Annotated in this window: 7 protein-coding genes and 1 pseudogene; 7 read left to right on the plus strand and 1 reads right to left on the minus strand. The window is 59.7% G+C overall.

Features of this window, described 5'->3' with window-relative positions; all coding sequences use genetic code 11:
• Nucleotides 1-253 (plus strand): annotated as a pseudogene (locus L9Z73_RS20550) (CoA transferase); the annotation flags it as partial.
• Nucleotides 254-342: 89 nt separating this feature from the next.
• On the opposite strand, the gene arcD (L9Z73_RS20555) reads toward L9Z73_RS20550, so the two are convergent.
• Complete coding sequence (arcD, locus tag L9Z73_RS20555) at nucleotides 343-1,770, minus strand: arginine-ornithine antiporter (RefSeq protein WP_247404743.1); 1,428 nt, start codon at nucleotides 1,768-1,770, stop codon at nucleotides 343-345.
• 449 nt (nucleotides 1,771-2,219) lie between these two features.
• Between arcD (L9Z73_RS20555) and arcD (L9Z73_RS20560) the strand changes: the two genes are divergently transcribed.
• The 6 genes from arcD (L9Z73_RS20560) to L9Z73_RS20585 form a co-directional block, all read left to right on the plus strand.
• The gene (gene arcD, locus L9Z73_RS20560; protein ID WP_247404746.1) at nucleotides 2,220-3,647 is read left to right on the plus strand and encodes an arginine-ornithine antiporter; all 1,428 of its coding nucleotides are present in this window, start codon (nucleotides 2,220-2,222) and stop codon (nucleotides 3,645-3,647) included.
• A gap of 24 nt (nucleotides 3,648-3,671) precedes the next feature.
• A complete protein-coding gene (gene arcA, locus L9Z73_RS20565) occupies nucleotides 3,672-4,928 on the plus strand; it encodes an arginine deiminase (RefSeq protein ID WP_247404748.1) in 1,257 nt (418 codons plus the stop codon).
• 69 nt (nucleotides 4,929-4,997) lie between these two features.
• Nucleotides 4,998-6,008 carry an ornithine carbamoyltransferase gene (locus tag L9Z73_RS20570; RefSeq protein ID WP_247404751.1) on the plus strand — a complete coding sequence of 337 codons (1,011 nt, stop codon included), beginning with the start codon at nucleotides 4,998-5,000 and terminating at the stop codon, nucleotides 6,006-6,008.
• A 156-nt stretch (nucleotides 6,009-6,164) separates the two neighbouring features.
• A complete protein-coding gene (arcC, locus tag L9Z73_RS20575; RefSeq protein ID WP_247404754.1) occupies nucleotides 6,165-7,094 on the plus strand; it encodes a carbamate kinase in 930 nt (309 codons plus the stop codon).
• An 18-nt stretch (nucleotides 7,095-7,112) separates the two neighbouring features.
• A complete protein-coding gene (locus L9Z73_RS20580) occupies nucleotides 7,113-7,475 on the plus strand; it encodes a DUF5064 family protein (RefSeq protein ID WP_247404757.1) in 363 nt (120 codons plus the stop codon).
• Nucleotides 7,476-7,580: 105 nt separating this feature from the next.
• Nucleotides 7,581-8,241: PAS domain-containing protein (locus L9Z73_RS20585; protein WP_247404760.1), on the plus strand; the 661-nt coding region annotated here is incomplete at its 3' end.

Genomic DNA, 8,241 nt, shown 5'->3' on the forward strand with positions numbered 1-8,241 from the left:
GCGCTTGGCCTCTGGCCGCGGCGGTTCGGCGCGGTTGTCGTTGGCGCGCACGGCAAAATTGTTGGTGGATGCCGGACCGGTTCCGGAGCAACCGCCATTGCGGGCCGAGGCACCTGAAGATCAGGGATTGGTGGAGGAACAAACGGCCTGGGGACCGGCGCACCGATTGCTCGCGCCGATAGCCATCAGCGGCACACCGTTGCAGTGGGATTTGCCGGCGGGAGAGTTGGGGTCGCACCGGCCTCAGTGGTGACTTGAAGATCGCCATCGCAGGCAAGCCAGCGCGATCAATCCACCCTGCTCACCACGCCACAAAGCGGCGCTGATCAAAACGCCAAAGCCTCATAACGACAACACCCCGCTATACAGCCCATATGCCGCCAACCCCGCGCCCGCCATCACACAGGCAAAAATGCCTTTTTCCACATGGGTAAACAACGGCTGGCCCTGCTCGCGCTTGGCCAGGGCAAACAACACCACGCCCGGCGCATACAGCAACGCCGACAGCAGCAGGTACTTCAGCCCACCGGCGTAGAGCAGCCACACCGCGTAGCTCAGTGCAATCAGCCCCACCAGCAGATCTTTCAGGCGCTGGCGCTGGGCGCCTTCGTAGGTTTCCCCGCGCCCGCTCAACAACACCGCGTAGGCCGCCGACCACAGGTAAGGCACCAGGATCATGGATGAGGCCAGGTAAATCAGGGTGGTGTAGGTGCTTTCGGAAAACAGCGTGATGACCAGGAATATCTGGATCATCACATTCGTCAGCCACAGGGCGTTGACCGGCACCTGGTTGGCGTTTTCCTTTTTCAGAAAGGCCGGCATGGTCTTGTCATGGGCCGTGGCGTAGAGAATTTCCGCGCAGAGCAGCGCCCATGACAGCAACGCGCCCAGCAGCGATACCGCCAAACCGATGCTGATCAGCAGCGCGCCCCAGGGCCCGACGATGTGCTCCAGCACGCCGGCCAGGGACGGGTTCTGCAATTTCGCCAGTTCCGGCTGGCTCATGATGCCCAAGGAGAGCAGGTTCACCAGCACCAGCAGCGCCAGCACGCCGAGAAACCCGATCACCGTGGCCCGGCCCACGTCGGAGCGTTTCTGCGCCCGCGCCGAATACACGCTGGCGCCCTCGATGCCGATAAACACGAACACCGTGACCAGCATCATATTGCGCACCTGGTCCGCCACGCTGCCGAATTGCGGCTTGCCCAAGCCCCATATGTCAGCCGTGAAGATATCCGCCTTGAATGCCACGCCGGCGATGACCACGAACATCAGCAACGGTACGAGCTTGGCCACCGTGGTGATCTGGTTGATGAATGCCGCCTCCTTGATCCCGCGCATCACGAGGAAATGCACGGCCCACAGCAACAGCGAGGCGCAGCCGATGGCCACCGGCGTATTGCCCTCGCCGAACACCGGAAAAAAGTAGCCGAGGGTGCTGAACAAGAGTACGAAGTAGCCGACATTGCCCATCCACGCGCTGATCCAGTAACCCCAGGCAGACGAGAAGCCCATGTAGTCGCCGAAACCGGCCTTGGCGTAGGCATACACCCCGGAATCCAGCTCGGGTTTGCGGTTGGCCAGGGTCTGGAACACAAACGCCAGGGTCAGCATGCCCACGGCGGTGATCGCCCAGCCGATCAATACCGCGCCGACTTCGGCGCGCGCGGCCATATTTTGTGGCAGGGAAAAAATCCCCCCGCCGATCATGGAGCCCACCACCAGGGCGATCAAGGCGCTGAGTCGAAGCTTTTCAGACGATTGCGACATGAACTCTCCAGAGTCAAAAACAAATGAGCGAACGATTGTGTACTCAACTAATTTGCACGAGAGCTCCCGCGTTTATCAGGTATTGCGAACAAAACGCGGGTTCTAATAACCCAAAGGCATGTCAATAACTAGAGTTTAGGGAAATTTATAAATTAAATATGTATTGAACTTTATGAACATCAATGGTTTGCCGAATCGCCCTGGAAAAAGTTTGCACATTCACAAAAAGGGGCTAGCTTGAAATGTCTCTGCAATTAGCAAACCTTAACAATAAACAGCGCATAAAGGCTCTACAACAAGGTGCTGCGCCAAGCCCTTGCGCCCGCAGCATTTTCGGCCTAAGTCATTAATTCACAATGGAATGTGCCAATGATGTGATCTAAGTCAGTTGTTTGAATAGCACACAGAATTATTCTGTGCTCTCTCTTCTCCTGCATTGGAGTTATGCAATGTCTGAATCTCCCGGAAAACTTCGACTTGGTGCACTGGTTGCACTTGTCGTGGGCTCAATGATTGGCGGCGGGATCTTCTCCCTGCCGCAAAACATGGCAGCCAGCGCCGATGTCGGTGCCGTTCTGATCGGTTGGGTGATTACTGCTGTAGGCATGTTGACCCTCGCCTTTGTATTCCAAACCCTGGCCAACCGCAAACCCGACCTCGACGGCGGCGTATACGCCTATGCCAAGGCCGGTTTCGGCGACTACATGGGCTTCTCGTCTGCCTGGGGTTACTGGATCAGCGCGTGGCTGGGCAACGTCGGCTACTTCGTACTCTTGTTCAGCACCCTCGGCTACTTCTTCCCGATCTTTGGCGAGGGCAACACCCCGGCCGCAGTGATTGGCGCCTCGGTGCTGCTGTGGGCCGTGCATTTCCTGGTACTGCGCGGGATCAAGGAAGCGGCGTTCATCAACCTCGTGACCACCGTCGCCAAGATAGTGCCGCTGGTGCTGTTCGTGCTGATTGCGGTGTTTGCATTCAAGCTGGACATCTTCACCGCTGACATCTGGGGCCTGAAAAACCCCGACCTGGGCAGCGTGATGAACCAGGTGCGCAACATGATGCTGGTCACCGTATGGGTGTTCATCGGCATCGAAGGCGCGAGCATCTTCTCGGCGCGGGCCGAAAAACGCTCCGACGTGGGCAAGGCCACCGTGATCGGTTTTATCACCGTGCTGCTGTTCCTGATGCTGGTGAACGTACTTTCGCTGGGCATCATGACCCAACCGGAACTGGCCAAGTTGCAGAACCCGTCGATGGCTGCCGTGCTGGAGCACGTCGTGGGCCACTGGGGCGCGGTGCTGATCAGCGTCGGCTTGATCATCTCGCTGCTCGGCGCACTGCTGTCGTGGGTGCTGCTGTGTGCGGAGATCATGTTCGCCGCCGCCAAAGACCACACCATGCCGGAGTTCCTGCGTAAGGAAAACGCCAACCATGTACCGGCCAACGCGTTGTGGCTGACCAACGCGATGGTCCAGGTGTTCCTGGTTATCACCTTGTTTTCCGCCAGCACGTACCTGTCGCTGATCTACCTCGCCACCTCGATGATCCTGGTGCCTTACCTGTGGTCGGCAGCCTATGCGCTGTTGCTGGCGGTACGTGGCGAAACCTACGAAAACGCCTCGGCCGACCGCAGGAAGGACCTGATCATCGGCGCGATCGCACTGATCTACGCGGTCTGGCTGCTCTACGCCGGCGGCACCAAATACCTGCTGCTCTCCGCCCTGCTCTATGCCCCTGGCGCGATCCTGTTCGCCAAGGCCAAGCATGAACTGGGCAAACCGATTTTCACCAACGTCGAGAAGCTGATTTTCGCCGCAGTGGTTGTTGGCGCCCTGGTGGCTGCCTACGGCCTCTACGCCGGCTTCCTGACTATGTAATTGTTGTTCACTGGAGGATCTGTAATGACCACGGAAAAAGTGAAGTACGGCGTACATTCCGAAGCCGGCAAACTGCGCAAAGTCATGGTGTGCTCCCCAGGTTTGGCCCACCAGCGGCTGACCCCCAACAACTGCGATGAATTGCTGTTCGATGACGTGCTGTGGGTGGCCCAGGCCAAGCGCGACCATTTCGACTTTGTCACCAAGATGCGCGAGCGGGACATTGATGTGCTGGAAATGCACAACCTGCTGACCGATATCGTCGCCATCCCCGAAGCCCTGGACTGGATTCTGGAACGCAAGATCACCGCCAATACAGTGGGTCTGGGCCTGGTCGATGAAGTCAGCTCCTGGCTGCGCAGCCTGGAGCCACGCAAGACCGCCGAGTTCCTGATTGGTGGCGTGTCGGCCGATGACCTGCCGAGCAGCTTCGGTGGCAAGACCATCGAGATGTTCCGCGATTTCCTCGGCCACTCCAGCTTCATTCTGCCGCCGCTGCCCAACACCCAGTTCACCCGCGACACCACTTGCTGGATCTACGGTGGCGTGACGCTGAACCCGATGTACTGGCCGGCGCGACGTCAGGAAACCCTGCTGGCCAGCGCCATCTACAAATTCCACCCCGAGTTTACCAACGCGGACTTCCAGATCTGGTACGGCGACCCTGACCTGGAACACGGTGCTGCCACCCTGGAAGGCGGTGACGTCATGCCGATTGGCAATGGCGTCGTGTTGATCGGCATGGGGGAGCGCTCGTCCCACCAGGCCATCGGCCAGTTGGCGCGCAACCTGTTCAAAAACAAAGCCGTGGAACGAGTGATCGTTGCCGGCCTGCCAAAATCCCGCGCGGCGATGCACTTGGACACCGTGTTCAGCTTCTGTGACCGCGATCTGGTCACCATCTTCCCTGAAGTGGTCAACCAGATCGTCGCCTTCACCCTGCGCCCTGACGAAAGCAAGCCGCACGGCATCGATATCCAACGGGAGAAAACCAACTTCCTCGACACCGTAGCCGCAGCGCTCAACCTCAAGGCCTTGCGCGTCGTCGAAACCGGCGGCAACAGCTTCGCCGCCGAGCGCGAGCAGTGGGACGACGGCAACAACGTGGTAGCCCTGGAGCCTGGCGTGGTGATCGGCTACGACCGCAACACCTCCACCAACACCCTGCTGCGCAAGGCCGGCGTGGAAGTCATCACCATCAGCGCCGGTGAACTCGGCCGTGGCCGTGGCGGTGGCCACTGCATGACTTGCCCGATCATCCGCGACCCAATCGATTATTAATTTTCACGCCTTGGCCGCCGCTCACGAGGCGTCGGCCAAGGGGATAACCTAAACAGAAGGAGATCCACCATGGCTTTCAACATGCGCAACCGCAGCCTGCTCTCGCTGATGCACCACACCACTCGCGAGCTCAACTACCTGCTGGACCTGTCCCGCGACCTCAAACGCGCCAAATACACCGGCACCGAGCGTCCGCACTTGCTGGGCAAGAACATCGCACTGATCTTCGAAAAAACCTCGACCCGCACTCGCTGCGCCTTCGAAGTAGCGGCCCACGACCAGGGCGCCCACGTCACCTATATCGACCCGATGTCGTCGCAGATCGGCCACAAAGAAAGCATGAAAGACACCGCCCGCGTCCTCGGCCGGATGTTCGATGCCATTGAATACCGTGGCTTCGCGCAGGAAATCGTCGAAGAGCTGGCCAAGTTCGCCGGTGTGCCGGTATTCAACGGCCTGACCGCCGAATTCCACCCGACCCAAATGATCGCCGACACCCTGACCATGCGCGAACACAGCGACAAGCCGCTGCATGACATCAGCTACGCCTACCTGGGCGACGCCCGCTACAACATGGGCAACTCGCTGCTGATGATCGGCGCCAAGCTGGGCATGGACGTGCGCATCGGCGCGCCGAAAGCCCTGTGGCCACACGAAGATTTCATCAAGCAGTGCCAGGCCTTTGCCGAGGAAAGCGGCGCGCGCATCACCATCACCGAAGACCCTGTCGCGGCGGTGAAGGGCGTGGACTTCATCCACACCGATATCTGGGTGTCCATGGGCGAGCCGGTGGAAGCGTGGGACGAGCGTATCGAGCAACTGCTGCCGTACCAGGTCAACGCCAAGATGATGAAAGCCTCGGGCAACCCTCGGGTGAAGTTCATGCACTGCCTGCCGGCCTTCCATAACAGCGAAACCAAGGTTGGCAAGGACATCGCCGCGCGTTATCCGAACCTGGCCAATGGCGTGGAAGTGACCGAAGAGGTGTTTGAATCCCCGGCCAACATCGCCTTTGAGCAAGCGGAAAACCGCATGCACACCATCAAGGCGATCCTGGTGTCGACGTTGGCGGATATCTAACTTTTACTGCTGGAACACAGTCAATGTGGGAGGGGGCTTGCCCCCGATAGCGGCGTATCAGTCGATACAAGTATTGAATGTTAGCCCGCCATCGGGAGCAAGCCCCTCCCACACTTAGTCCTGTGTTCACACGCTGAACTCTAGAAGGATTGCATTATGCGTATCGTCGTTGCACTGGGCGGTAACGCCCTCCTCCGCCGTGGTGAACCCATGACAGCGGACAACCAACGCGCCAATATCCGAATCGCCACCGAACAGATTGCCAAGATCCATTCCGGCAACGAGCTGGTGATCGCCCACGGTAACGGCCCGCAAGTCGGCCTGCTGTCGTTGCAGGCGGCGGCCTACACCAGCGTCTCGCCGTACCCGCTGGACGTGCTCGGCGCGGAAACCGAAGGCATGATCGGCTACATCATCGAACAGGAACTGGGCAACCTGCTGGACTTCGAAGTCCCGTTTGCCACCCTGCTCACCCAGGTTGAAGTGGACGCCAACGACCCGGCCTTCAAGAAACCCAGCAAACCGATCGGCCCCGTGTACTCCCAGGCCGAAGCCGAGAAACTCGCCGCTGAAAAAGGCTGGACCATCGCCCCGGATGGCGATAAATACCGCCGCGTCGTCGCCAGCCCGCGGCCGAAACGCATCTTCGAAATTCGCCCGATCCAATGGCTGTTGGAAAAAGGCAGCATCGTGATCTGCGCCGGCGGTGGCGGTATCCCGACGATGTACGGCGAAGACGGCAAGCTCAAGGGCATCGAGGCCGTGATCGACAAGGACCTGTGCTCATCGCTGCTGGCTTCGCAACTGGAAGCCGATTTGCTGGTGATTGCCACCGACGTCAATGCCGCCTTTATCGACTTCGGCAAGCCGACCCAGAAGGCCATCGGCCAGGCCCACCCGGATGAAATGGAAAGGCTTGGTTTCGCCGCCGGTTCCATGGGGCCGAAAGTGCAAGCGGCCTGCGAGTTCGCGCGCCAGACTGGCAAAACCGCTGTGATCGGTTCACTCTCGGACATCGAAGCCATCGTCCAGGGCCACGCCGGCACCCGTATCAGCACGGCAACCCCAGGCATCCGTTATCTGTGAAGTTGAGGAAAAACGCCTATGGCTACCTTTGAACCCGGGCATTTGCACATCGAACGACACGCGCTGAACAACGCCGACTACAGCTACAACCTGCACATCGACTATGAAGTCAGCCAGCACCCCAAGGAAGGCCAGGGTATGCTGTTCAAGCTGCATGGCTCGGTGCAGGGCAACGACCTCAAGGAAGAGTTTTTCCTGCCCAAGGACCAGGCGTTCGACTTTGCCCGGCATGCGATGAATATCGCGCAGAAGTACGGGATGCCGAAGATCGCGACGCTCAACGGCGATATGCACAAGCAGTACGACTTGATGTTCGAGGACGTTCGGCATCAGTTGAATGTAAAACCGGGTGATCCGGTCAAACCCGAACACCTCGCATAACTCGGTCAAAATGAGGGAGGGGCTTGCTCCCCTCCCACATTTTTGATCTCCCCCCCTGTCTGGCATACTTGCCGCCTCTCGCTCCCCAGAATTGTCAGCCGCCCCATGCGTATCCACGTCAGCTTCATCGACCGCGTCGGCATTACCCAGGAAGTCCTGGCCTTGCTCGGTGGGCGCAATCTCAACCTGGACGCGGTAGAAATGATCCCGCCCAATGTCTACATCGACGCGCCGACCCTGAGCGCCGAAGTCCTCGAAGAGCTGCGGGACGCGCTGTTCAGCGTCAACGGCGTGCAGGCGGTGACGGTGGTGGACATCCTCCCCGGCCAACGCCGCCACCTGCAACTCGACGCCCTGCTCGCGGCCATGACCGACCCGGTGCTGGCCCTGGATAGTGCGGGCAAGATCCTGCTGGCCAACCCGGCGTTGATCGCCCTGTACGGTCGCGAACCGGCCGGCGAAAGCATCAGCGAGCTGTTCAACGACCCGGCATTGCTCGACACCTTGCTGGAGCAAGGCTTTCGCTTGCCTCTGCGCGAGATCAGCGTCAATGGCCAGACCCTGCTGCTGGAGGCCACGCCGATCACCGATGCCGGTGCCCTGCTCAGCCTCTACCAGCCCAACCGCATCGGCGAACAGTTGTCGGCGGCCTGGGCCATGGACAACGGCAGTAGCAGACTGAACAGCACGAATAGAGCGCGCATCGGGAAACACCTCATTGGGATGACAGCAAGGGAGGGCGGCGCAGCAAGCCATGCACCGGACC

Source organism: Pseudomonas emilianonis (genome assembly GCF_023072625.1).
GTDB lineage: Bacteria > Pseudomonadota > Gammaproteobacteria > Pseudomonadales > Pseudomonadaceae > Aquipseudomonas > Aquipseudomonas paraveronii.